We start from the raw sequence: 24602 nt of genomic DNA on the forward strand, positions 1-24602 counted from the left end.
TCGGAAAAGGACCCCGCGGCACCGGGCAAGAATCGACTTCGACACGGCAAGAAGCGACGGGCCCCGACGGTGTCGGTCGGGCGCATCAATGAGAATATTGTCATTTAAAACAGGCGATTGGCCTCGATTTATACCGCTGGCCCAACCCTTGCGACGGTCGATGTGAATGTTCCGGTGCAGCAGGCGCCCTCGACCTCCAGCTTGAATTGCCTGCCGCTCGCATGTCCGCTCCCGGTCTCGCCCCCGCGCCCGTCCCTGTGACGGCCCCGACCGCCGCCCCATTGCGGCGACCAGCCCCCGTGCGCGCCGAGAACAAGCCAGATACCTTCGCGACGGTCCTGGACGAGGCGACCGCGCCAGAGGCGCCGCACCCAGCCGCCCGGCCCGGCAAGGGCACCAAGACCGCCTCTGCCGACAGCGCGATCGAGAAGACCGACAAGGCCGGGACAGAAGCGGCCGGAACAGAAGCGAAGGCCGACACGGTCGGGGCCCCCCTTTATCCACCTCCCGTCGCTCCGCCCGCGTCGAAAATCGACATGGACGGTGCTGGGTCGTCGCTGGAAGGGGGCACAGCCTCCGTTTCGCCACCTGCCTTGGCGCCTGCACCCACGCCTCCTGTGGACGCCGCCACCCTCCCCGCCCCATCGGCCGCGCCGGTGGCTGCGCCCCTGCCCGTCCCGGAGGCCAGGACGACCGACGCATCCTCTGAGGAAACGGCGGCGGCGGCCGACGCGGAGACCGCTGAAACCACCCTGCTTCCCGTGCTCGATGAGGTCCCGGCTGCGCCGCGCCTGCGCGACACGATCGATCAGGCGAAGACAGGCAACGCCGCCGCCGCTCATGGACCGTCGGGCAACGGCCAGACCGATGCATCCGGGGACGATCCGGGCACCGGGGCGCCGAACGCGGCTTCGCCCGAGGGCAAGCCAAAAGACACCGCGTCCGCCGCATCAAGGACCGCCACCGAACCCGCCTCGACCGCCGTGGCCCAGGTCGATTCCGCCGAACCCGCCCAGCCCCCCCAGAGCGCCACCCCCGCAGAGAGCCGCGCGGCCCAGGCCGCTGCCGCCGCGACCCCGGTGCTGTCCACCCTGTCCCAGGGTGCGATCCACGCCACGGCCCAGATCGCCGCCCAGATCATCAAGAAGCTGGAAGGGCGTTCCACGCGGTTCGAGATGGCCCTGACGCCCGACGACCTCGGCCGCGTCGATGTCAGCCTGGATATCGATGCAGACGGCCAGCTGTCGGCTCGCCTGGCGTTCGACAACCCCCTGGCCGCCGCCGACCTGCGCGGGCGAGTCGACGAATTGCGCCGTCAGCTGACCGACGCCGGCTTCACCGTCGCCGACGACGCCCTGTCCTTCGACCAGCGCGAGCCCTCGGCCGATGCCGGCGGCTTCGATCGGGGTCACGACCGCAATCCCGCCCGCGCCTTCGGTGCCGCCTCGCGCCTCTCTCTCGATGCGGAGGCAAGCCTCGTGCCCCCCCGCTGGATGTCTCTCACCCTGACGCCTGAGCGCGTCGATATGAAGGTCTGACCCCATGGTCGCCGCCATCACCGCCACAGATGCCGCCAGCCGCACGACTGCGGCCCGCACCAGCCTGACCTCGAATTTCGAGACCTTCCTGTCTCTTTTGACGTCACAGCTGAAGAACCAGGACCCGCTGTCGCCCCTCGACTCCAACGAGTTCACCCAGCAGCTGACCCAGATGTCGGGCGTGGAGCAGCAGCTGCTGACCAATGACCTGCTGACCAGTTTGCTGGCGGCGCAGCAGGGGGGGCTCGGCGGCGCATCCGACTACATCGGCAAGGACGCCACGGCCGTCTGGTCCGCGACCCGGCTGGAAGGCGGCAAGGCGAACTGGAGCTATGAGCTGGGGGCCTCGGCCTCCGAGGCCTCGCTCAGCGTGATCGACAGCTCCGGCAAGACGGTCTGGACCGGACCCGCCCCCAATCGGGCTTCCGGCACACACGACTTCGTCTGGAACGGCAAGACCACGGCGGGCGGCCAGTTGCCCGACGGTGGTGTCTATTCGCTGAAGGTCACAGCCAGGAGCGGCACCAACGACGTGCAGACCCAGGTCCTGACCAGAGGCACGGTCACTGGCGTCGAGATGGCGGACGGCAAACCCTACCTGACCGTCGGCGCGGCCCTGGTGCCCCTGTCCTCCGTCATCGGTCTCAAGGAAAGGCCCGCGACATGACCGCGACCGTTCCCTCAAATCTTTTTCGCGTTTCGTAAGGAGCCCACACCGTGAGCATCAACTCTGCCCTCATTGCCGGTGTGTCCGGACTGACCGCCAACGCCGCCTCCATGGCTGCGATCTCCCAGAACATCGCGAACGTGAACACCGTGGGCTACAAGCGCACCGCCGCTGAATTCTCGACCGTGTTCAACGCCCAGAGCCAGGGCGTGGGCTACTCCGCCGGTGGCGTCCTGGCCAACACGCGCAACTTCATCTCCCAGTCTGGTCAGCTGCAACGCACAACGTCGAACACCGACCTCGGCATCTCGGGTCAGGGCTTCTTTGTCACCACCGAAAAAGCCGTAGGCCTCGACCCCTCGGACGCCCGCCTGTTCACCCGCGCGGGGGCCTTCCGGGTCGATAACTTCGGCTATCTGAAGAACACCGCAGGCCTGTATCTGCAGGGCTGGCCGGTGAACGCCGATGGCAACATCCCGACGGACGCATCGGACCTGAGCAAGCTGGCCTCGATCAACGTCGGATCCGTCGGCGGCACGGCAGAGGCCACGACCCGGGCCCAGCTGAACGCCAACCTGAAATCCAGCCAGGCCGTCTCGGCCGCCATTGCCACCTACTCCACGGCGACCAAGTCGATGTCGACCTATAGCGCGACGGCGGGCACGGGCTTCAAGCCCGATTACCAGATGACCCTGCCCGTCTCGGACTCCAAGGGCGGTCAGCGCACCTTGGCCTATTCGTTCCTCAAGACCGCCAATCCCAACGAATGGCAGGTCGAGCTCCATGCCATCCCGGTCAGCGACGTCGACAACGGCACGACGCCCGCGAACGGCATCTTGAAGTCGGGGCTCGTCCTGTTCACCCAGGACGGTCGCCTGGACGTCGCCGCGATGAAGGCGCGGGAGATCACCACCCCGGGCTCCATGCTGTTTGCCGATCCTTCGGCCGCCACCATCACCCTCGCCGCGTCCGATGCGGCGGCGGGCACCGCAGCCGCACCGAAGTGGAAAACCTCGCTGGGCATCGACGATCAGACCATTTCGTTCGACCTGACGGCCACGTCCGGCGGCCTGACCCAATACGACTCGGATTCCATCGTCCAGTCCGTCGTCACCAACGGCACCGCCTTCGGCAACCTGGCAAACATCGACATCGACGAAGAAGGCTTTGTCACCGCCATCTTCGACAATGGTGTGACCCGCCGGATCGCCCAGGTCGCACTGGCCACCTTCATCAGCACAGATAGTCTGGGCTCGGCCACCGGCAACGCCTATCGCGTCAGCCAGGGGTCCGGCACCTACAGTCTGAAGACGCCGGGCGCAGGCGGGGCGGGCCTGATCGGTGCGTCACAGCTGGAGGCCTCGACCGTCGACCTGTCGACCGAGTTCACCGGCCTGATCACCACCCAGCGCGCCTACTCCGCTTCGTCCAAGATCATCACCACGGCCGACGAGATGCTGGCCGAACTGATCAACATAAAACGCTGATCGCAAAGTAACGGTCCATTAGCGTGAATGAATCACATGCCTATATTGTGTAAAAACCGTCGACTGGTGGGACATGGATTTTATCCATTCCTTCACCACGACGCTAAACCGGCCCTTAGCGGCGCCGGGCTACAGTCACCCTCAATCGGTAGTGGTGAATGAGGCAAAAGCCCATGTTGCAAGAACGCAGAGTCAACAATCAGGGCGAACAGTATGTCGTCGGTCCGACGGGCACGCCCCTGACGATTCGCGATCTGCCGCCCGCCAATACGGATCGCTGGGTGATCCGTCGCAAGGCCGAAGTCGTCGCTGCCGTTCGCGGTGGCCTGCTCAGCCTCGACGACGCCCTGACCAAATACCGCCTGACGGCCGAGGAGTTCCTGGCCTGGCAGAAGGCGATCGACAAATGGGGCATGCAGGGCCTGCGCACCACGCGGATCCAGAACTACCGCTCCTGACGTTCCTCTCCCGAGACCACGACGACGGCCGCGCCCGGCAACGGGGGCGGCCGTTGTCGTTTTCGACCCGGCCTCGAAATCCGGCCCCATCCGCTCTATATGCGCCCGATGACGCTCGCCGAGCCCCTTTGCGCGATCCCCGATATCGCCGCGCCTGACATGGACGCGGCGATCGCCTCGGCGCGCGCGGCGGTCGGCCTGCCGGTCGGGTCGCGCATCGTCGCGGCCATGTCGGGCGGAGTGGACTCCACCGTGGTCGCCGCCCTGCTGCACAAGGCGGGTTACGAGGTCGTCGGCGTCACGCTCCAGCTCTACGACCATGGCGCGGCCCTCAAGAAGAAGGGGGCCTGTTGCGCGGGCCAGGACATCCACGACGCCCGCCTCGCCGCCGAAATGCTGGGCATTCCGCACTATGTGCTCGATTACGAAAGCCGCTTCCGCGACGCCGTCATCGACCAGTTCGCCGACAGCTATCTGAAGGGCCAGACGCCGGTCCCCTGCATCCGCTGCAATCAGACAGTCAAGTTCCGCGACCTGCTCGACGTCGCCCGCGACCTGGGGGCCGCCGCCATGGCCACGGGTCACTATGTCGGCCGCGCCGTCGCCGCCGATGGCCGCCCGCAGATGCGCAAGGCGATCGACCCCTCGCGCGACCAGTCCTATTTCCTGTTCGCAACCACCCGCGACCAGCTCGACTATCTGCGCTTCCCGCTGGCCGGTCTGGAGAAGCCCGCCGTGCGCGGCGTCGCGGCCGGGCTTGGCCTGCGCATCGCCGCCAAGCCCGACAGCCAGGACATCTGTTTCGTCCCTTCGGGCGATTACCGGACCCTGATCGACCGCCTGCGCCCGCAGGGCCGCGAGGCCGGCGAGATCGTGCACATGGACGGCCGCGTTCTCGGCACTCACGCCGGCATCACCGACTATACCATCGGCCAGCGCCGGGGCCTGAACGTCGCCGTGGGCGAGCCGCTGTTCGTCACCCGGCTGGACCCCGACACCCGCCGCGTCATCGTCGGCCCGCGCGAGGCCCTGCTGACCGCCTCCCTGACGCTGGACGAGACCAACTGGCTCGGCGACGAAGCCTCGATCGATGCCGCCGCCGGGGCCGGGACCCCCGTTCTCGCCCGCGTCCGCTCGACCCGCCCGCCCTCGCCCGCCCGCCTGACGCGTCAGGACGGCACGATCTCGATCGTCTTCGAGACGGGCGAGGAAGGGGTCGCCCCCGGCCAGGCCTGCGCCCTCTACGACCCGGCCGACCCCGATCGCCTGCTGGGCGGCGGCTTCATCGCCAGCACGACGGCCTGCGTTGTCTGATGACCTCGCCACGCGGTCGGGCCTGCCGGAACTATCACATTGGGCTTGACCATTTGACGTCCAGACGTCAGGGTATCCTTGAACCTCTGGGGAACGTCCGTGTCAGTAGCTCCCGGCAGCATACGCGATTCGATCATCAACTATCTGGCAGCGGTCGACGGCGACGCGACAGCCTCCGAGATAACCGCCGCCGTGACCCTTCAGCTGGGCGGAGTCTCTCCTTCATCCGTTAGGTCATATTTGAACCTGAACGTTCCGAAGGTTTTTGCGCGGACGGGACGCGGCAAGTATCGGCTGCAAGGTGTGCTGGAAGAGGCCAACGTTCATCATATGAACCTCGAGCCAGCTGTACGGAACGGAAAGGCCACGCTTTTTCACGCCGACTGTTTCGAGTGGCTGTCGGCGCGGGAGGCGAACTCGATTCAGGCAGTTGTTACTGACCCTCCATATGGGATCATTGAATACACCGAAAAGGAAATGGCGAAGCTGCGTAGTGGGAAGGGCGGGGTTTGGCGCGTCCCCCCTTCGTTCGATGGCCATCGGCGAGCACCGCTCCCTCGCTTCACAGTCCTTAATGATGCGGAACTCGTGCAGCTTTACGCATTCTTCCGGCGGCTTGGCACGAACCTAGCGCGGGTTGTAGTTCCGGGAGGAAACGTAGTGGTCGCCAGCAATCCTTTGCTGTCGCATTTGGTGGCGTCAGCGATGGAAGAGTCGGGGCTGGAAATGCGCGGCTATCTTGCTCGCCTGACCATGACCATGCGCGGGGGCGATCGTCCAAAAAATGCACACGAGGAATTTAGCGGAGTATCGGTTATGCCCCGGTCTCAGTGGGAGCCATGGGTCGTGCTCCGCAAGCCGGTTGAGGGTCGGGTCCAGGATAACTTGCGAAAATGGAAAACTGGCGGATTTCGCCGTCCATCTGACGAGCGGCCGTTTGGCGATGTGATCCGGTCGAACCCTACTAGCAAGGCAGAAAAAACCATGGCTCCCCACCCATCTCTCAAGCCTCAGGATTTCCTGCGGCAAGTTGTGTTAGCGTCGCTTCCGCTGGGTGAAGGCGTGGTGCTGGACCCATTCGCAGGCTCGGGCTCCACGCTCGCCGCTGCAAATGCCGTCGGCTACCGAAGCATCGGCGTGGAAGCTGACCCCAAATTTGTTAGGCTCGCCGACGACGCGATCCCGAAACTTTCCCGGCTTAAGCTAGATAGACCCACTGCGATCTGAGTTTCGCCACGCCCTCTTTGTGTAAGGTGGCCGTCCGGGTTCCAAGTTCACCCCTGGCATTCTTGCGGAAGTCGTCGATGCCGACGTTTGCTAGGTAGACTTCGGTAAATCTCGTAGCCGAGCGGTTGCGTGCCGGTTGTGTGATTTCGTCAATAGTATAGACGAACACACACATCCACTGCTCTCGAACACCGTGGGTATCGACCGCGCCGCCCTTTTTCCGCGTCGTTTTGATTTCGACACCATCAGTTCCTGATTGGATCCTGTCGTTGGCGTATGTGCCCCGGACAATCAGGTCAGGATGCCCATTATGATAGTTATTCTGGCACAGGGTTCGCGAGTGTTTGGCTAGGCTGACCGTCAACATGTCTGAGATCATGCCCGACATATTCGCCGCCCTAAGCGTCTCTTCCAACCGGGGCAGGCCTTTATCGAAAAAGAGTGAGTTTACGTCGAAAAAAAAGTCGTAGACATCTTGCATCGCGATCTCAAAATCCGCGATGCGGAGCTGGAATGGCAGCGCGGCGTCAGGGTTCGACTTCGATTTATCGACTACTTCACGCGTTGGCATTGCTCGCCCTCCTAGCTACTGGGACCGTGGCGGATGCTATCGGCAGAGTCCAGTCGGCAGTACTTCCACATTTTGCGCAGGAGGTAGGATAGGATCGCTATATCGGGGGAGTTGACGCTAATAATGCGAGGTTAACGACGGAGACGACGCGCTCGACGCGGCGTGTCCGGCTCTGGGTCGCCATCTGGACGATGAGGAGGATATCGTCGTCCCCCTCATCACGCGCCACGCGCAGGTGTTCAGCGGTTAGGCCGCCTCTTCGGTGGCCGTCTCCCGCGGCAGGACCTCGCCCACTGTGGGGCAGTTCTCGGCGCGGGTCAGCTTGATGTCGCGGCGGTTGACGATCTCGCCGCAGCAGCCGCAGGCGATGCGCGGCTGCAGCGAGTGACCACAGGTCTCGTGGATCATGTCGAACCCGGCGACCTCCTTGTCGTAGACGTGCCTGGAGCCCCAGCCGTACAGGCTGACCAGCACGTCCGACAGATCCCGGCCCTTGGCCGTCAGGACATATTCGTTCCTTGGCGGCCGTTCGGAATACAGCACCGGCTCCAGCACCCCGTGCTGCACCAGCGTCTTCAGCCGCGCGGCCAGCACATTGCGGGCCACGCCCAGCCGTTCCTGCCACTGCTCGAACCGTTTCACGCCCTGAAAGGCGTCACGGATGACCAGCAGCGTCCACGGATCGCCGATGACCTCCAGCGTCGCGGCGATCGAGCAGCTCTGGCGTGAATAGTCGGCTGTGCGTCCCATGACATGAAAATGACGTTGCGTCAGGCTTTTGGCAAGAGGGTTGCCAAAAGGAACCCAGTCCGTCAGTCTTGTTTGGCAACGAACCTCTCGATCCGTCGTGGCGTTCCTGCATTCCCAACTTCCCGGGCGGGGGCTACGGCTTCCGCCCGTTTCTTCCGGACGAAGCCCATGTCGCAGCAAACGCTCGCTGAAGCCCTGTCGCTGACGTCGGGAACGGACGGCAGCCTGTCGGCGGGCCTCACCAGCGATTTCTCCAATGCCCCCCTGGCCATGGACCCGACCCGGGGTGCGCCGTTCGGTGGATTGATGGCGGCCCTGGCAGCCCGCGCGGCGCGAGAGGGACTGGCCATCGCGCCGCCGCTGCAGACCCTGACGGTCCAGTATCTGGCCGCCGCCCGGTTCGAGACCTGCGCCTTCACCCCGACACTGCTGCGCGGCGGCCGGAACGTCGCCTTCGCCCGTATCGACGCGGGCCAGCCCGACCGCCCCGCCCTGTCGGCCCTTGCGACCTTCGGCACCGTCTCGCACGGAGAGACGATCAAGCCCCTGAGCGCGCCGCTCACCCCGTTCGACGCTCTGGACGCCACGCCCGTCGATCCCGCCCTGGCGCCCTGGTTCACCCGCTATATCGAGCACAGGTTCGACGGCGGGCCGCGCCTGTATCAGCAGAACCCCGTCACGGACCCGACCCTGCGTCTGTGGATGCGCACCACCGATCACAAGCCGCTGGACGAACTGGACCTGTGTTTCCTGCTGGATGGCATCTTTCCGTCCTATATGACCGTCCTGCCCGCCCCGCCGATCATCTCGGCCAGCGTCGACCTGCGCTACGACTTCATCGAGCCCCTGACGCCGGAGACTTCGCCCGAGGGCTGGGCCGTGTTCCAGTTCACCGTCCGCGATCTGGGTGGCGGTTGGGCTCTGGACGACGGCATCGCCTTCTCGCCCTCCGGCCAGCCTCTCGCCCTCGCCCGTCAGCGCCGCAAACTGGCACCCCGGCGAGCTCAGCGCGAAATCGCCCCGGACCCGGCCGCGCTCCCCTAGCGAGGAACCGCGTTCCGACCGGTAGCGCCCTTCCACAAATATGCGCTCAAGTAGCGAGGAACCGCGTTCCGAGCGGTAGCGCCCTGGCACGAAAGTGCGCTCAAGTAGCGAGCGACCGCGGCGTGAGCGTCGCGTGCTCCGGAGGAGCCAGGATCATGTGCAACAACTATGCGATGAAGGTGTCGCCGGCGACGCTGATGGCCAGCTTCGCCGACGCTGCGATCCCGATGCTGTTTCCGGAAGGCACCCCCAATGCAGAGCCCACCGCGTCCGTTCGCCCGACCGATCCGGCCCTGCTGATCCGTGGCGACGGGACGGGCCAGGCGACCCTGACCACCGTGCGCTGGGGCCTGCCGCCGACCGCGCCGAAGCGCCCCCTGCTGATCAATATGCGCACCGAGGGCCGCAGCTTCACGACCGGCCGGGCGCTCGTCCCCGCCAGCTGGTTCTACGAATACACCGGCACGAAATACCCGAAGACGAAATGGACCATCGCCCTGGCGGACAGGGACTTCATCACCTTCGCCGCCCTGTGGAAGTCGACGCCCGAAGGCCCTCGCTTCAGCCTGTTGACGGTCGATGCGGGTCCCGACATCGTGGCTACCCATGACCGCCAGCCCGCCGTCGTCGACCCCGCCGACTGGGCGGCCTGGCTGGACGAGCGGGTGCGCGCGCCGCATCTGAGGCCCTCGCCGATGAGGCGGTTCCGGGTGTTCGAGTCGGCGGTGGGGTAAGGCGGAACCGCGCGACCGCCGCCCCCCTCGCAATCCCCCTCGCCCGGCGCTAGATCCACCGCAACGAAACCGAGAGCCGCACCATGTCCGATCCCGTCGTCATCGTCTCCTCTGCCCGGACGCCCATGGGCGGCTTCCAGGGTGCCCTGAGCGGGGTCAAGGCGACCGCGCTGGGGGCCACCGCGGTGAAGGCCGCCGTCGAACGCGCCGGTCTCGATCCGGCGAAGATCGAGCAGATCTACATGGGCTGCGTCCTGCCCGCCGGCCTCGGCCAGGCCCCCGCCCGCCAGGCCGCGATCGGTGCCGGTCTGGGCCAGCACGTCGAGGCGACCACGGTCAACAAGATGTGCGGTTCGGGTCTGCAGGCCGTGATGATGGCCTCCGACAGCCTCGCGGCGGGCAGTGCCGACGTCATCGTCGCGGGTGGCATGGAATCGATGACCGGTGCCCCCTATCTGATGACGAAACACCGTGGCGGTTCCCGCATCGGCCACGACGTCATCGTCGACAGCATGTATCTGGACGGGCTGGAGGACGCCTATACGCCCGGCAAGCTGATGGGGAGTTTCGCCGAGGATTCGGCCCGGACCTATCAGTTCACGCGCGAGGCCCAGGACGCCTATGCCCTCGAAAGCCTCAGCCGCGCGCTGAAGGCCATCGAGACCGGAGCCTTCGAGGCCGAGATCACCCCGGTCGAGGTCGCGGGCCGCAAGGGCACCATCACGGTCAGCCAGGACGAACAGCCCGGCAAGGCCATGCCGGAAAAGATCCCGACCCTGAAGCCGGCGTTCAGCAAGGACGGCACCATCACCGCCGCCAATGCCTCTTCGATCTCCGACGGTGCCGCGGCCCTCGTCATGACGCGCGAGAGCGTGGCCAGGGCTCTGAACCTGCCCGTCGTCGCCCGCATCGTCAGCCACGCCGCCCACGCCCATGAACCGGGCCTGTTCACCACCGCCCCGGTCCCGGCGATGCAGAAGGCGTTGAAGAAGGCCGGCTGGACCGTCGAGGACGTCGATCTGTGGGAGATCAACGAGGCCTTCGCCGTCGTCCCCATGATCGCCATGCAGGAAATGGGCATCGACCACGCCAGGCTGAACGTGAACGGCGGTGCCACGGCCCTGGGTCACCCCATCGGTGCCTCGGGTGCCCGCGTTCTGACGACGCTGATCGCGGCGCTGCAGGCGCGGGGCCGGTCGAGGGGCATGGCCTCCCTGTGCATCGGCGGCGGAGAAGCGGTCGCCATTGCGGTCGAGATCGCCTGACACCATGACCCTGGATCGTCGCACCCTCCTGGGCGTCGCCGCCCTCGCCTCCGCCGCCCCGGCCCTGGCACCGGTGTCCGCGTCCGCCCAAACCCGGACGCCCGCCCTCGCCCCGCCCGACCCGACCGAGGTCGTCCGCCTGTGGCCCAAGGGCGCGCCGGGCGGAGAAAACGTCACCGTCACCGCGATCGTGCCCGAACGCTCGACCGATCCGGCCTTCCACGACCGCTTCGCCCAGTACACCACCGACCCGATCCTGACGGTCATGCGGCCGCTGCACCCGAACGGAGCCGCCCTGCTGCTGATCCCGGGCGGCGGTTACCGCTGGGCTGTGGTGGACAAGGAGGGTCTGGACGTCGCTCGGGTCTTCGCGGCCGCCGGAGTCACCTGTTTCGTCCTGCGCTATCGCCTGCCCGCCGATGGCTGGACGGCCGGTCCGAACGCGCCCCTGCAGGACGCCCAGCGCGCCATGCGTCTGATCCGCGCCCACGCTGCCGACTACGGGATCGACCCGACCCGGATCGCCAGCCTCGGCGGTTCGGCGGGCGGGCACCTGGCCGGTCTGCTGGCCGCCCGCCGCGACGCGACCTACGACGCCGTCGATGCCGCCGACGCCGCCTCCTTCCGCCCCGACCTGAACGTCCTGCTCTATCCCGTCGTCACCATGGCCGACCCCTTCGCCCATGCCGGATCGCGCGACTTGCTGCTCGGGGCCTCCCCGACGCCCGAACAGATCGCCGCCTGGTCGCTGGAGCAGATGGACTGGTCCGGCGTGGCCCCCACCGTCCTGATCCATGCGCTGGACGATGCGTCCGTGCCGGTCGAGAACAGCCTGAACCTGCTGGCCACCCTGCGGGCCGCAGCCGTCACGACCGAGGCTCATCTGTTCCAGGAGGGCGGCCACGGCTTCGGCATCCGCCTGATCGCCGGCAAGCCCGCCGCCGTCTGGCCCGACCTGGTCCAGGCGTTCGGATCGCGCAACGGCTGGCTGCCCTGATCCTGAGTTGCCATTTTGTTCTCATCCGACTAACTTAACCGTCCAACAGGGGGACCAAGGATGCGACACGACGGCAAACTCGACTATCTGGAACTGCCCGCCACGGATCTGCCCGGGACAAGGGCCTTCTACGAAGCCGCCTTCGGCTGGACCTTCCAGGACTACGGCCCCAGCTATGTCGGCTTCAATGAGGGCCTCGACGGCGGCTTCGACGCCGATGCGGCGGACCGCGCAAAGGCCCCTCTGCCGATCCTCTATGCCGACGATCTGGAAGCCATGCTGACCAGGGTCGAGGTGGCCGGCGGCCGGATCGTCAAGCCGATCTTCGCCTTCCCCGGCGGGCGGCGATTCCACTTCATCGACCCCTCCGGCAACGAGCTCGCCGTCTGGTCCGGGAACGGATGACATCCTGCGGCGACTGCGGCCTGGGCTGCAAGCCGATGGGCGTCACCGCCCTCGACACGCCTGCGGGCCGCTGGGGCCGCCATTTCGGCAAGACCAGCGGCTGCGCCCTCTACGACGATCACACGAACGACGGCCGCGCCTGAGGTCTCAGCGCGCGTCCACCGACTGACCGATCTGCTCGGCCAGCAGCCGGTCCGCCCCCTCCAGGCTGGTGATCCAGATGTGGATCTCCCGGGGTGCCGTGTTCCGGGTGAACAGATGCTCCAGCGCCACGCGTCGACCGTCCTCGCTCGCCACGATCGAGGCCCGACCGCCCGCCTCGACCATCTCGCCGGAGTAGATCGGGAACTGCGAGGCCGGGCCGGTATAGACCATCACGAACGGCTGCCCGCCCCTCCGGATCGTATAGACGTTGAAGTCCGGCCCCGGCCGTCCCCTGGTGATCGAGAATCCGGTCGGCAGGGTGACGGTGAACGCCAGGGCCGCGACGGCTCGGGCGTCCAGCGTCACCGGTGCCGGCGCCGGCGGCGCGACCGGCGGCGCGGCCGATGCCCGGGCAGCGGGCACGCCCCCTGCCCCGCCCGCAGGTCCCTCGCCGGTTGAAGCATCCGGCCGGGGCGGGATGGATGCAGCCGTCGAGGATGCCGAACGCGGCGGCGTCGCGGCCGAAGTCGGGGTCGCCGATCGCGTCGCGGACGGCGGGGTCGTTGGGGATGATGACGCAACGGGCGGGGCCGATGCCGCTGCGGGCGTTGACGGCCTCACCGGAACCGATGTCGCGACGGTCGGGCTCTCAGCGGTCGGTGCCGGCTGGATCAGGGGGCCTCCGGTCGGCGCGACCGGCGCAGGCCTCGGCAACGGCGTCGCGCCCGGCGGCGCACTGTTCAGCATCCGGGTCAGGTCGTTGCCGCGGGCTGCGGGCGCGGTCTGCTGGGCGATCAGGGCGAGGGCGACGAGGAGATGCAACATGGCCGCGACCATCGCGCTTCAGCCGCCGAACGGCAAGCTCCGCAGCACATAGGCGACGCCAGCCACGCTGACCGAGCCCGCCAGGCAAAGCCCGACGAACCAGGCCAGCTTCTTCCACAGCGGCCCGGTCGCCTCGTCGCCTTCGGGCGGGGGAACGGGATCAATGATGATAGCCGGCCTCCTCGTCGATCTTGCCGCGGAACACCCAATAGACCCATCCGGTGTAGGCCAGGATCAGCGGCAGGATCACCACCGTCCCGACCAGCATCAGGCCCAGGGCGTTCAGCGGGGCCGCCGCCTGCCGGAAGGTCAGCGCATAGGGCACGATATAGGGCGCGAATCCCGCCGCCAGCCCCAGATAGCCGGACAGAAAGACCAGCATCGCCCCCACGAACGGCCACCGATGCGACCCTCGCCGCGACATCACGAACACCAGGGCCAGCCCGGCCAGCCCCAGCAGCGGAATCGGCAGGAGCGGCAGCAGAATGCCCCAGTCCAGGGCGAACCCGTCCTGCAGATCGAACCCCCAGCGCGCCGCGACACGCGGGTGGATCAGCAGCGTCGCTACACTGACGGCCCCCAGAAGCACCGTCACGACCAGCGCGCTGACGCCGGTCCACCGCCTGGCGTCGCCGTGCAGATTGTCTTTGGTCTTCATCATCAGCCAGGCCCCGCCCAGCAGGGCGTAACCGGCCACCAGACCGACCGCAACCAGCAGCGTATAGGGCGTGAACCAGTCGAAGGGCCCGCCCGCAAAGCGCTCGTTGCGCACCGTCACGCCCTGGATGAAGCCGCCCAGCACCAGTCCCTGCGCCACCGCCGTCAGGATCGAGCCGCCCGCGAACATCTGGGTCCAGAACTTGCGGCCTCGAAGCCTCGCCCGGAACCGGAACTCGAACGCCACGCCCCGCAGAACCAGGCCCGCCAGCATCAGCAGGATCGGCAGATACAGCGCCGGCATCAGCACCGAATAGGCCAGCGGAAACGCGGCCAGCAGCCCGCCGCCGCCCAGCACCAGCCAGGTCTCGTTCCCGTCCCAGACGGGGGCGATGGTGTTCATCATCACGTCCCGCTCTTCCTTCGACCGGGCGAAGGGAAACAGGATGCCGATGCCCAGGTCGAAGCCGTCCAGCGTCACATAAAGCAGCACCGCGACCGCGATCAGCCCGGCCCAGATCAGGGGAAGGTCCAGGCTCATGACACCGCTCCACGCACGCCGCCATCGCCGCTGTCATCGGGGGTCGCGTCGTCCGGGGCCATGGCCATGGGTGTCCCCGGCGGTCGCTGTCCGCGCGGCGAAGGCCCGGTCGTGGCCGCGACCGGGCCTTCGGCCATCAGGCGCAGAATGAAGATGGCCCCCGCCGTGAAGACGATCGAATAGACGATGATGTAGGCGATCAGCGAGGTCGCGACCTGGCTGGTCACCACCGGCGATACGGCATCGCGCGTCTTCAGCACGCCATAGACGATCCACGGCTGGCGCCCGACCTCGGTCACCATCCACCCCGCCAGCACGGCCAGGAAGCCGGAGGGTCCCATGGCGACGGCGAAGCGCAGGAACCATGGACTGTCGAACAGTCGACGCCGGACGATCAGAACCGCGCCCCACAGGCCCAGACCGATCATCAGCAGGCCCAGACCCACCATGATCCGGAACCCGAAGAAGGGAATGAACGGCGGCGGCTGATCCTCGCGCGCCCAGCTGTCCAGACCCTTGATCACCTCGTCCCTGGGCACGCCCTGGATCAGATTGCCGACGCCAGGAATGGAGACCTCGAAATGGTTCTTCTGCGCATCGCGGTCGGGGATGCCGAACAGATGCAGCGGCTGGTCCGCCCGGGTTTCCCAATAGCCCTCGATCGCGGCCGTCTTGGAGGGCTGGTATTTGTGCGTGACCTCGCCCGAGGCATGGCCGACGACCAATTGCAGCGGGGCCAGCACCGCGATCAGCCCGACCGCCATGGTCAGCGAGATGCGGCTTTCGCTCCAGCCCCTGGTGACGACCCCGGCCGCGCGATCCTTCAGCAGCCGGAAGGCGGACGCGGCCCCCACGACCAGCCCGGTGGTCAGGAACGCTGCCAGCATCATGTGCGCCAGCCGCGACGGCAGACTGGGGTTGAAGATCACGGCCATGTAGTCGACAGCCTCGAACCGTCCGTCCGCCATGATCCGGAACCCCTGGGGCGTCTGCATCCAGCTGTTGGCCGACAGGATCCAGAAGGCCGAGATCGACGTGCCGATCGCCACCAGCACGGTGGCGGTGAAGTGCAGCTTCGGCCCCACCTTCTTCCAGCCGAACAGCATCACGCCCAGGAACGACGCCTCCAGGAAGAAGGCCGTCAGGACCTCATAGGCCAGCAGCGGTCCGATCACACCGCCGGTCAGGCGAATGAACTCCGACCAGTTGGTGCCGAACTGGTAGCTGAGCACCACCCCCGACACGACGCCCATGCCGAAGCTGAGCGCGAAGATCTTCACCCAGAACAGATACAGTGTCTTGAACGCCTCGCGCCGGGTCCACAGCCACAGCCCCTCCAGCACCGCCAGATAGGCCGCCAGCCCGATGGTGAAGGCGGGGAACAGGATGTGGAAGGCGATGGTGAAGGCAAATTGAAGTCGCGACAGCAACAGGGCGTCGAGATCCACGGGCGTGTTCCTTCATGACCACAGAGAATGTCGGGCTTGACGCCTTCTTCTCCTCCAGGTCCATACACCAACGCATCGCGCGACGGTGCGTCGCAGGAATTCATCAGCTGATGATTATCTGGATCGGCGACTTCGGTCCAGCGCCCGGCCCGCGACGGCTGTACTGGTCTCGCTCAGGCGGCGGGCAGTTCGATCCAGAAGGTCGCGCCTTCGCCGGGCTTCGACTCGACCCCGATCGATCCGCCCTGCAGTTCGACAAGGCGCTTGGCCAGGGCCAGCCCGATGCCATGGCCCTCGACCGTCGATCGCTCGAGGCCCAGGCGGTTGAAGGGCTCGAACAGTTGAGCCTGCTTCTCGTGAGTCAGGCCCGGCCCGCGATCCGCGACCTCGATCCGGACGCCATCATGGATCCGGCGGGCCCGGAGCACGAGGCTGCCGCCTGAGCTGGCGTACTTCACCGCATTGCTGGCCAGGTTGTCGATGATCTGCGCCAGTCGCTGCGAATCGGCGATGGCGATCAGCCCGTCGCCCTCGCACTGAACGCTGACGGACAGGGCGCGCGCCTCCGGCCTCAACACGGTCGCGGCGCGAATGTCTTCGAGAATGCCGGGCACGTCGGTGAGCCGAAGCTCGACCTTGACGGCTCCGGATTCGGCTCGGGCGACATCCAGAAGATCGTGCGACAGCGCCTCGACCTGGCGCGCGGTCTTGACCAGCATGGCCGCCATTTCGGCCTGGGTCTTCGTCACCGGGCCCAACTGTCCGCCGGACCACAGATCGCCGATGCCGATGACGCCGCCGATGGGACTCTTGATCTCGTGAGCGACATTGGCCAGCAGTCGCGACTTGGCCGCCGACGCCCGTTCGGCGCGAAGCTGCCCGGCCCTGGCGCGCTCCGACAGGCGGTCGCGCTCTTCCAGCAGCGAGGCGACCAGCACAATGGGCACATAGCCGAACAGGATCGTCAGCTGGACAATCACCGCACGCTCGGCCAACGGTGCCCCCAGGTAGGACGACGGACCCAGTCCCGCCATCAGCGAACCGATGGCGGCGACCGACACCAACACCAGCGCCGCCGTCACGCCGGGCAGTCTCAGCCGGGCCGCGATCAGGATCAGTATGGGGATGACGACAAAGCTGATTGGCAGCGCCAGAAAGAAATAGACGACGATACAGGCACCGCCCAGAAGTGTGAAAAGCCCCACGGTTTCGGCGACCCGCAGGGGTTCGAGCATCGACTGAAGCTGGCGCTTCTCGAACGCCAGAACGAACGGCGCGACGACGGCCAGACCCAGGGCATGACCGAACCACCAGGTCTGGAAGCTCATCAGGAACGGCGCGCCATAGGTCGCCAGCAAGACCGAGGCGACAATCACTCCGGCCACGAATGGCGCGACGATCGCCGCCCAGAAGATGAAGCGGGAGGCTCCGGTCACGGTCGCCAGGTTCAGCGTCGGTGCGAACCGCCGGGCCAGCGTCACGGCCGCGACGATCTCGATCATATTGGCCACGGTGAACCAGACGGCCAGGACGGGTGGATTCCCGGCCAGGAATTCTCCCGCAAGCACGCCGAGCGCCACCAGGGCACCGAAACTCAGGTCGAAACTGGTGCCTCGACCACTTCGCAGCCAGACGCCGACCGCCAGTCCGTTCGCCGCCCACAAGGCAGAGACCAGGCCGTCCTCACTCGCCGTCGTCACGGCCAGGATCACCAGCACCACGATGCCGAGCACGGTCAGCATGGGGGCCAGGGGCTGGGCGAAAAGGCTCGCGGCCGTCGTCACGGTCGGGCGAACGGCGACACCGGGTGCCTCGCTGAACGCCAGATTGGTCGCGCCTAGGGCGCGGGCGGTGGCCATGGGTAACAACTCGGGAGTGGCGGTTGACTCCCTTCAACCACGAGCTTCCTAATATCCCCTGAAGTCAGCGCGATGGGGCCATAAGCGCAGCGAATGCGCGAACGGCGGCCGCTTCGCCGTCCGGATGGGACCAGACCCCGGCGCTGACGGCCAGGAAGTCCGCTCCGGCCGCGACCAGGCCGGCGGCGTTCTCGACGGTGATACCGCCGATCGCGACCGACGGAATTTCCATAACCTCCTGCCAGATCGTCAGAATCTCGGGATCCGGTCGGTGCTCCGTCTGCTTCGTGCGCGTCGGAAAGAAGGCCCCGAAGGCCACATAGTCGGCTCCGGCCTCGGCCGCTTCCATCGCCAGGTGGCGGCTGTCGTGGCAGGTCGCGCCGATCATCGCCGACTTGCCCATGATCCGACGTGCCGACGCGACCGATGCGTCCGATTGCCCCACATGAACGCCATCGCAGCCCAGCATCGCCGCCAGATCGGGGCGGTCGTTCAGAATGACGGCCACGCCGCGCGCCTGAGCCAGCGGGGCCAGACGCTGGACGGCCGCCGTGATCGTCGCATCGTCGGCCGGCTTCAACCGGATCTGCAGGGCCGCGACCGGGCCGGCGTCCAGGGCGCGCTCCAGTCGGGCGGCGAAGGCGTCCGGATCGTCGATGGTCGGCGGCGTGATCAGATAGAGCTGGCAGGGCGGCAGAGACATCGGTGGGAGGTGCGTCAACGCGGCCCGGCCGTCAACCGCCGCTCATGTTGCGAACGCGTTGCAATCTCCGGGGCATCTGCTACAGAGAACCAATCGCAACTGGCCGACAGGATCGCCTGCCTTGTACGTCTGCAACTGCAATGGCCTTCGCCAACGGGACGTCGCCCGCGCCATCGAGGCCGGGGCCACGCGGCCCGCCGATGTTTTCCAGCGCAACCAATGTGCCGCGCAGTGTGCTAAATGCGTCTGCGAGATGCGCCAGATGATTCAGGACAGCCGGGACACCTTCGCTCTCGCCGCCGAATAGTCCGGCCCGAACACGAAGGAACTGAGCCATGAAGGGCGATCCCGCGATCATCCGCAGCCTGAATGCGGTGCTGACCAATGAACTGACGGCCGTGAACCAGTATTTCCTGCATGCCCGCATGTTCGAAAGCTGGGGCCTGAAGCACATGGGCCAGATCATCTATGACGAATCGATCGGCGAGATGAAACACGCCGACAAACTGATCAAGCGCATCCTGTTCCTCGACGGCCTGCCCAATATGCAGGACCTGCACAAGCTCAAGATCGGCGAGAATGCGGTCGAATGCCTGGGGGCCGACCTGCAGCTGGAACTGGGCGGACGCGACACCCTGCTGGCCGCCGTCGCCCAGGCCGAACAGCTGTCCGACTATGTCAGCCGGCAGATCTTCATGGAGATCCTGTCGGACACCGAGGAGCACATCGACTTCCTCGAGGCCCAGTTCAAGCTGATCGAACAGCTGGGCGAGCAGAACTATCTGCAGTCCGCCATGTCCGAGATCGCGCCGGACAAGGCCGCCACCGGCGGCTGAGCGCGGCCTCAAGGCCCGCGACCTGGCGGCAGAGATCGGGCTCAGCGAGACCCAGCTGTCGCTGTTCCGCTCCGGAAAGGTGAAGGGCATCCGGTTTTCCACCCTGGCGCGGATGTGCGCCGTGCTGGGCTGCCGGCCCGGCGACCTGCTGGACTACGACCATGATCCCGCCGACATGATCCGCGCCGACGACGGGGCGATCTGAGGCGGAACCCGTCCGCCCTCCGCCCCTTCCGCTCCGTGCTGCCGGCGCCCGGCACCGCCCCCTGTGCTCGGCTTGCCCTTGCGAGCGGCTTCCTCTAGGGATCGCGCCCGATTTCGCGCGCCCGTCACGGGACCGGCTGCGCCCCTCCAGACAGTGACCCCCAATGGCGAAAATCAACGGCAACACCATCAAGCCCGGCATGGTGCTCGAACACAACAAGGGCCTGTGGGTCGTCACCAAGGCCAGCCACGTCAAGCCCGGCAAGGGCGGTGCCTTTGCCAACGTCGAGGCCAAGAACCTCGAGACCGGCAACAAGCTGAACGAACGCTTCCGCTCGGAAGACAAGGTCGAACGCGTCACCCTGGAGCAGAAGGAGTTCTCCTATCTGTACGAGCAGGGCGACGCCCTCGTGTTCATGGACGACGCCACCTATGAGCAGACCGAGCTGCAGAAGGACTGGGTCGGCGAGGACCGCGTGGCCTATCTGCAGGACGGCATGAAGGTCGTCATCGAGATGCACGAGGACCGGCCCATCGGCCTGACCCTGCCCGAACAGGTCACGCTGGAGGTCGTCGAGACCGAGCCGACGGTAAAGGGCCAGACGGCCTCTTCGTCCTACAAGCCCGCCAGGGCCAACAACGGCGTCCGCATCATGATCCCGCCCTATATGGGCGTGGGCGAACGCATCGTCGTCGACACCACCACCGGCGAATACGTCCGCCGCGCTGAATAGGAAGTGACGAGTGGCGAGTGACGAGTGACGAGAAGGATGGGCTGACGGGTCGCTGATATCGTTCCGGCCACGTTGCTCGCCACTCGCCACTCGCCACTCGCCACTCGCCACTCATGGCAACCACTCGGCCCCATCCGGAGCCGTTGAACTTCTCCGCATCTCCGGGCCGGGCGCCTTTCAGGACATGCGGACCAGGAGCTTCCCCCATGGCCCTCGCCTCCGCCCTCGTTTCCGTCATCATCGACGCGGTCCGCAAGACCGCCCGACCCATGCTGCGCGACTTCGGCGAGGTGGCGCAGTTGCAGGTGTCGCGAAAGGGGCCCGGCGACTTCGTCACGGCCGCCGACATCAAGGCCGAGGACACCCTGTATGAACTGCTGATGAAGGCCCGCCCCGGCTATGGCTTCCTGGGCGAGGAGCGCGGCATGATCGAGGGGACCGACAAGTCCCACACCTGGGTGGTCGATCCGATCGACGGCACCACCAACTTCATGCACGCCATGCCCCATTTCGCCATCACGGTGGGGCTGCAACGCCATGCGCCGGATGGCAGCTCCGAAATCGTCGCCGGCGTCACCTACAACCCGATCATGAACGAGCTGTTCTGGGCTGAGAAGGGCAAGGGCTGCTATCTGAACGACACCCGCATCCGCGTCGCCGGGCGGCGCGACCTGTCGGAAAGCCTGATCGCCACCGGCCTGCCCTTCATCGGCAAGTCGGGCCACGCCCAGTCGATCAAGGACATCCACGCCATCGGCCAGCGCGTCGCCGGCATCCGTCGCCTGGGCTCCGCCGCCCTGGACTTCGCCTGGGTCGCCTGCGGTCGCTACGACGCCTACTATGAGCGCAATCTGAAGCCTTGGGATGTGGCGGCGGGCATCCTGTTCGTCACCGAGGCCGGCGGCATCGTCACCACCATCGATCCGGATGGCGACCCCAAGACCGGCGTCTCCATCCTGGCGTCGAACCCCGAACTGCACCCGCAGCTGACGAAGGTGCTGCGGGGCTGAGCCACGATCTTGTCCCTCCCCCGCAGGGGAGGGAGAACGTCGTCACCGGCCCGTCATCCCCGTCCCCTACCCTTCCGCCATGATCCGGTTCATCCTCGCGGCCCTGATGCTCGTCACCAGCCCCGCCGACGCCCAGACCCCGCCCCACCCGCTGGTGATCGCCCACCGCGGGGCGTCGGGCGAGCGGCCCGAACACACCCGCGCCGCCTATGAACTGGCCATCGAACAGGGGGCCGATGTCATCGAGCCGGATCTGGTCCTGTCGAAGGACGGCCATCTGATCGTCCGGCACGAGAACGAGATCTCCGGCACCACCGACGTCGCCGACCATCCCGAATTCGCCGCCCGACGCACGACCAGGACCATCGACGGCGTCGTCACGACCGGCTGGTTCACCGAGGACTTTACCCTGGCCGAGCTGGAGACCCTGAGGGCCCGTGAACGCCTGGCGACCCTGCGTCCCGGCAACACCGCCTTCGCCGACGAGACGATCCTGACCTTCCAGGCGGTCATCGACATCGCCCGCGCCGCCACGGCCCGTACCGGCCGGGTCATCGGCGTCGCCCCCGAGCTGAAACACCCGACCTATTTCGCCTCGATCGGCCTGCCGATGGAGGCTCCGTTCCTCGAGGCCCTGCGCACGAACGCCCTGATGGCGGCCGACAGCCCGATCATGGTCCAGTGTTTCGAGGTCGAGACCCTGCGATCGCTGGCCCGGAGCACCGATGCCCCCCTGCTCCAGCTCATGGCGGCGTCGGGCGGCCCCGCAGACCAGCCTGGAATGACCTATGCCGCCATGGCCACCCCCGACGGTCTGGCGACGATCGCCACCTATGCCGATGCCATCGGGGTCGAGACGGCGATGATCGTGCCGCGGGACGCCTCCGGGGCTTCGACGACCCCGACGCCCCTGATCGAAGACGCCCACGCCGCTGGATTGAACGTCGTCGCCTGGACCTTTCGTGCGGAAGACCCGTTCCTGTCGACAGACTATCGCGGCGATCTGCCGGGCTGGCTGAAACGGTTCTACGCCCTCGGCGTCGACGCCGTGTTCACCGACTTCCCGGGCGTGGCGGTTCAGGCCAGAGACTGAGACGCGTCTCCTCCCCATGCGCCTCGCGCATGGGGAGGTGGCAGCGAGCCCTTGCGAGCTGACGGAGGGGTTCTTCGTGCGGCAAGAACCCCTCCGTCTCTCCGCTACGCTCCGAGCCACCTCCCCGTCGGCAAGGCCGACGGGGAGGAGACGGGCTCACCCCTCCCGGAACTGCAGCTCCGCCAGGTGGGCATACAGCCCTCCCCTGGCCACCAGTTCGTGGTGGGTGCCGGTCTCGACGACCGCTCCGTCCTCCATCACCACGATCCGGTCGGCGCGCAGCACCGTGGCCAGGCGGTGGGCGATGACCAGGGTGGTCCGCGTTTCCATCGCCTTGTCCAGTGCGGCCTGGACCAGACGTTCGTTCTCGGCATCGAGCGCGCTGGTCGCCTCGTCCAGCAGCAGGATCGGCGCGTCCCGGACCAGGGCGCGGGCGATGGCCAGACGCTGGCGCTGGCCGCCCGACAGGCTCTTGCCGCGCTCGCCCAGAGCCGTGCCGAACCCTTCGGGCAGGGCCTCGATGAAGCCCAGGGCCTGGGCCTCCTCGGCCGCCTGACGCACCTCGGCCTCGCTGGCGGCCTCGCGCCCGAAACGGATGTTCTCCAGCGCCGATCCCGAGAACAGCGGGGCCTCCTGCGACACCCAGGCAAAGCGTCCGCGCACCTCCACCGGGTCGGCGGCACGCACGTCCACGCCGTCCACGCTGACGGCCCCTTCCTGCGGATCATAGAAGCGCAGCAACAGGCGAAACACGGTCGACTTGCCCGCGCCCGATGGCCCCACCAGCGCCACGGTCTCGCCCGGCTGCACCACCAGGTCGAAGCCTTTCAGCGCCGGCAGATCCGGCCGGCCCGGATAGGCGAACCGCACGCCCGCCATGGCGACCCGCCCCTCGGCGGGGCTGGGCAGGGCCACGGGATGCGCAGGTGGCGCGATCGAAGGGGTCGCCCGCATCAGCTCGTCGATCCGCTCCATGGCCCCCGACGCCTTCTGCACGTCGCCCCAGCTTTCGCCCAGCGCCCCGACGGCCCCGGCCGTAAAGACCGACAGCAGCACGAATTGCAGCAGCGCCCCCGGCGTCATCACGCCCCGGGCCACGTCCTGGGCCCCCAGCCACAGCACGAAGGTCACCCCGCCGAACACGACCACGATGATCACCGCCGTCATCCAGGCCCGCGCCTTCATGCGAACCAGCGACACGCCGAACGCCTCCTCGACCACCGCCCCGAACCGGTCGATGGCGCTCCGGACGCGTCCGAAGGCCTGGACCGTCTCGATGGCGTCGACGCTCTCGCCCGCGAAGCCGACGGCATTGGCGAACCGGTCCTGGGACCTGACGGTCAGCTTCCGCACCGACCGGCCGAAAATGAAGATCGGCGCGATCAGGACGGGCGCGGTCAGCAGCACCAGACCGGTCAGCTTGGGGCTGACCACGAACAGCAAGGCCACACCGCCCAGCAGGGTCAGGAAGTTGCGCAGGGCGAACGACACCGAGGTCGTCAGGAGCGTCTCCACCAGGGCGATGTCGGTCGTCAGCCGACTGAGCACCTCCCCCGTCCGCATCTGCGCGAAGAAGGAAGGGTCCAGCGTCAGGATGCGGTCGAACAGACCCTTGCGCAGATCGGCCACGACCCGCTCGCCCGTCTTGGTGACGTAGAAATAGCGGACCGCCGTGGCGACACCCAGAACGACCGCGTTCAGGCCCAGGATCAGGAACCAGCGATCGATGTCCTGACCGCCGTTCTCGAACCCGTGGTCGATGGCCCCCCGCGCCGTGCCGGTCAGGGCCAGGGACGCGGCCGTGGAGCCCAGCAGCCAGAACATGGCGAACAGGGCGTTCAGCCGGTGCCGCAAAAGATAGGGCCACAGGCGCAGCAGGGGCTTGACGCTGCGACCCTTGGCACGGCGCTGCTTGGCCTCGCCGATCTGTTCGACCAGGATCGCGCCCGCGCCGGGACGCCCCGCCGCCTCCGCCTGTCCTGTCATGGAATCACGGGTCGGCGCGGCGCTGTCTGTCATGGTGCGCGCCTCTTGCCCCCAAAGGCCCCCCGGTGTAAACGCCGCCGCTCATTCCCGCCGGGGTTCTGGCGG

The 24602-nt window shown here is 67.1% G+C and carries 27 protein-coding genes; 19 read left to right on the plus strand and 8 right to left on the minus strand.

The genetic code is table 11. From position 1 onward, the window contains the following. Nucleotides 1-221: 221 nt before the first annotated feature. From HZ989_RS12385 to HZ989_RS12410, 6 genes are all read left to right on the plus strand, one after another. Entirely contained in the window at nucleotides 222-1538 is a 1317-nt protein-coding gene (locus tag HZ989_RS12385) for a flagellar hook-length control protein FliK (RefSeq protein ID WP_245162362.1), read from the plus strand. Nucleotides 1539-1542: 4 nt separating this feature from the next. Beyond that, entirely contained in the window at nucleotides 1543-2205 is a 663-nt protein-coding gene (locus HZ989_RS12390; protein ID WP_209321119.1) for a flagellar hook assembly protein FlgD, read from the plus strand. Nucleotides 2206-2255: 50 nt separating this feature from the next. Further along, nucleotides 2256-3692, plus strand: coding sequence for a flagellar hook-basal body complex protein (locus HZ989_RS12395; RefSeq protein ID WP_209321120.1), 1437 nt, complete (start codon nucleotides 2256-2258; stop codon nucleotides 3690-3692). A 173-nt stretch (nucleotides 3693-3865) separates the two neighbouring features. Continuing rightward, nucleotides 3866-4150 carry a DUF1153 domain-containing protein gene (locus tag HZ989_RS12400; protein ID WP_209321121.1) on the plus strand — a complete coding sequence of 95 codons (285 nt, stop codon included), beginning with the start codon at nucleotides 3866-3868 and terminating at the stop codon, nucleotides 4148-4150. A gap of 108 nt (nucleotides 4151-4258) precedes the next feature. Continuing rightward, entirely contained in the window at nucleotides 4259-5464 is a 1206-nt protein-coding gene (gene mnmA / locus HZ989_RS12405; RefSeq protein ID WP_209321122.1) for a tRNA 2-thiouridine(34) synthase MnmA, read from the plus strand. 99 nt (nucleotides 5465-5563) lie between these two features. Further along, nucleotides 5564-6691: a DNA methyltransferase gene (locus HZ989_RS12410; protein WP_209321123.1), complete on the plus strand. Its 1128-nt coding sequence runs from the start codon at nucleotides 5564-5566 to the stop codon at nucleotides 6689-6691. On the opposite strand, the gene HZ989_RS12415 is transcribed toward HZ989_RS12410, so the two are convergent. Both HZ989_RS12415 and HZ989_RS12420 read right to left on the minus strand, forming a co-directional pair. Then, on the minus strand, nucleotides 6663-7262 hold the full coding sequence (locus tag HZ989_RS12415; RefSeq protein WP_209321124.1) for a hypothetical protein: 600 nt from the start codon (nucleotides 7260-7262) through the stop codon (nucleotides 6663-6665). The two genes, HZ989_RS12410 and HZ989_RS12415, sit on opposite strands and share 29 nt — an antisense overlap. A 246-nt stretch (nucleotides 7263-7508) precedes the next feature. Then, nucleotides 7509-8012, minus strand: a complete 504-nt coding sequence (locus tag HZ989_RS12420) for a helix-turn-helix domain-containing protein (protein WP_209321125.1) — start codon at nucleotides 8010-8012, stop codon at nucleotides 7509-7511. A gap of 168 nt (nucleotides 8013-8180) precedes the next feature. Between HZ989_RS12420 and HZ989_RS12425 the strand changes: the two genes are divergently transcribed. From HZ989_RS12425 to HZ989_RS12450, 6 genes are all read left to right on the plus strand, one after another. Then, on the plus strand, nucleotides 8181-9056 hold the full coding sequence (locus HZ989_RS12425) for an acyl-CoA thioesterase II (protein ID WP_209321126.1): 876 nt from the start codon (nucleotides 8181-8183) through the stop codon (nucleotides 9054-9056). 155 nt (nucleotides 9057-9211) lie between these two features. After that, nucleotides 9212-9790 (plus strand): SOS response-associated peptidase, encoded by a 579-nt coding sequence (locus HZ989_RS12430; protein ID WP_209321127.1) that lies wholly within the window; start codon nucleotides 9212-9214, stop codon nucleotides 9788-9790. Between the two features lie 83 nt (nucleotides 9791-9873). Further along, nucleotides 9874-11055 carry an acetyl-CoA C-acyltransferase gene (locus tag HZ989_RS12435; RefSeq protein WP_209321128.1) on the plus strand — a complete coding sequence of 394 codons (1182 nt, stop codon included), beginning with the start codon at nucleotides 9874-9876 and terminating at the stop codon, nucleotides 11053-11055. A 4-nt stretch (nucleotides 11056-11059) separates the two neighbouring features. Beyond that, a complete protein-coding gene (locus HZ989_RS12440) occupies nucleotides 11060-12052 on the plus strand; it encodes an alpha/beta hydrolase (protein WP_209321129.1) in 993 nt (330 codons plus the stop codon). 60 nt (nucleotides 12053-12112) lie between these two features. After that, nucleotides 12113-12457, plus strand: coding sequence for a VOC family protein (locus HZ989_RS12445; RefSeq protein WP_209321130.1), 345 nt, complete (start codon nucleotides 12113-12115; stop codon nucleotides 12455-12457). Next, nucleotides 12454-12600 (plus strand): hypothetical protein, encoded by a 147-nt coding sequence (locus HZ989_RS12450; RefSeq protein WP_209321131.1) that lies wholly within the window; start codon nucleotides 12454-12456, stop codon nucleotides 12598-12600. The genes HZ989_RS12445 and HZ989_RS12450 overlap by 4 nt, the downstream gene beginning before the upstream one ends. Before the next feature lie 4 nt (nucleotides 12601-12604). Here HZ989_RS12450 and HZ989_RS12455 read toward each other — a convergent pair whose 3' ends face one another. Then, nucleotides 12605-13024 (minus strand): hypothetical protein, encoded by a 420-nt coding sequence (locus tag HZ989_RS12455; RefSeq protein WP_209321132.1) that lies wholly within the window; start codon nucleotides 13022-13024, stop codon nucleotides 12605-12607. 55 nt (nucleotides 13025-13079) lie between these two features. Between HZ989_RS12455 and HZ989_RS12460 the strand changes: the two genes are divergently transcribed. Continuing rightward, nucleotides 13080-13478 carry a hypothetical protein gene (locus HZ989_RS12460; protein WP_209321133.1) on the plus strand — a complete coding sequence of 133 codons (399 nt, stop codon included), beginning with the start codon at nucleotides 13080-13082 and terminating at the stop codon, nucleotides 13476-13478. A 108-nt stretch (nucleotides 13479-13586) separates the two neighbouring features. On the opposite strand, the gene cydB is transcribed toward HZ989_RS12460, so the two are convergent. From cydB to thiE, 4 genes are all read right to left on the minus strand, one after another. Next, entirely contained in the window at nucleotides 13587-14624 is a 1038-nt protein-coding gene (gene cydB, locus HZ989_RS12465; protein ID WP_209321134.1) for a cytochrome d ubiquinol oxidase subunit II, read from the minus strand. Beyond that, complete coding sequence (locus tag HZ989_RS12470; protein WP_209321135.1) at nucleotides 14621-16072, minus strand: cytochrome ubiquinol oxidase subunit I; 1452 nt, start codon at nucleotides 16070-16072, stop codon at nucleotides 14621-14623. The genes cydB and HZ989_RS12470 overlap by 4 nt, the downstream gene beginning before the upstream one ends. Before the next feature lie 173 nt (nucleotides 16073-16245). Continuing rightward, nucleotides 16246-17931 carry a sensor histidine kinase gene (locus HZ989_RS12475; protein ID WP_209321136.1) on the minus strand — a complete coding sequence of 562 codons (1686 nt, stop codon included), beginning with the start codon at nucleotides 17929-17931 and terminating at the stop codon, nucleotides 16246-16248. 64 nt (nucleotides 17932-17995) lie between these two features. After that, entirely contained in the window at nucleotides 17996-18634 is a 639-nt protein-coding gene (thiE, locus tag HZ989_RS12480) for a thiamine phosphate synthase (protein ID WP_209321137.1), read from the minus strand. Nucleotides 18635-18755: 121 nt separating this feature from the next. Here thiE and HZ989_RS12485 point away from each other — a divergent pair, with 121 nt between their 5' ends. The 6 genes from HZ989_RS12485 to HZ989_RS12510 all read left to right on the plus strand — a co-directional run bounded on the left by HZ989_RS12485 (nucleotide 18756) and on the right by HZ989_RS12510 (nucleotide 22511). Further along, the gene (locus tag HZ989_RS12485) at nucleotides 18756-18941 is read left to right on the plus strand and encodes a bacterioferritin-associated ferredoxin (RefSeq protein WP_013268844.1); all 186 of its coding nucleotides are present in this window, start codon (nucleotides 18756-18758) and stop codon (nucleotides 18939-18941) included. A 28-nt stretch (nucleotides 18942-18969) separates the two neighbouring features. After that, entirely contained in the window at nucleotides 18970-19470 is a 501-nt protein-coding gene (bfr, locus tag HZ989_RS12490) for a bacterioferritin (protein WP_209321138.1), read from the plus strand. Beyond that, nucleotides 19415-19675: a helix-turn-helix transcriptional regulator gene (locus tag HZ989_RS12495; protein WP_209323122.1), complete on the plus strand. Its 261-nt coding sequence runs from the start codon at nucleotides 19415-19417 to the stop codon at nucleotides 19673-19675. Before bfr ends, HZ989_RS12495 begins: the two co-directional genes overlap by 56 nt. Nucleotides 19676-19838: 163 nt before the next feature. Further along, nucleotides 19839-20408, plus strand: coding sequence for an elongation factor P (gene efp, locus HZ989_RS12500; RefSeq protein ID WP_209321139.1), 570 nt, complete (start codon nucleotides 19839-19841; stop codon nucleotides 20406-20408). A 206-nt stretch (nucleotides 20409-20614) separates the two neighbouring features. Then, nucleotides 20615-21418 (plus strand): inositol monophosphatase family protein, encoded by an 804-nt coding sequence (locus tag HZ989_RS12505; RefSeq protein WP_209321140.1) that lies wholly within the window; start codon nucleotides 20615-20617, stop codon nucleotides 21416-21418. A gap of 79 nt (nucleotides 21419-21497) precedes the next feature. Beyond that, on the plus strand, nucleotides 21498-22511 hold the full coding sequence (locus HZ989_RS12510; RefSeq protein ID WP_209321141.1) for a glycerophosphodiester phosphodiesterase: 1014 nt from the start codon (nucleotides 21498-21500) through the stop codon (nucleotides 22509-22511). A 156-nt stretch (nucleotides 22512-22667) separates the two neighbouring features. Here HZ989_RS12510 and HZ989_RS12515 read toward each other — a convergent pair whose 3' ends face one another. After that, nucleotides 22668-24530 carry an ABC transporter transmembrane domain-containing protein gene (locus tag HZ989_RS12515; RefSeq protein WP_209321142.1) on the minus strand — a complete coding sequence of 621 codons (1863 nt, stop codon included), beginning with the start codon at nucleotides 24528-24530 and terminating at the stop codon, nucleotides 22668-22670. Between the last annotated feature and the right edge of the window lie 72 nt (nucleotides 24531-24602).

Origin of the sequence: Brevundimonas sp. AJA228-03 (genome assembly GCF_017795885.1) — a bacterium.
In the GTDB taxonomy this organism is placed as follows: domain Bacteria; phylum Pseudomonadota; class Alphaproteobacteria; order Caulobacterales; family Caulobacteraceae; genus Brevundimonas.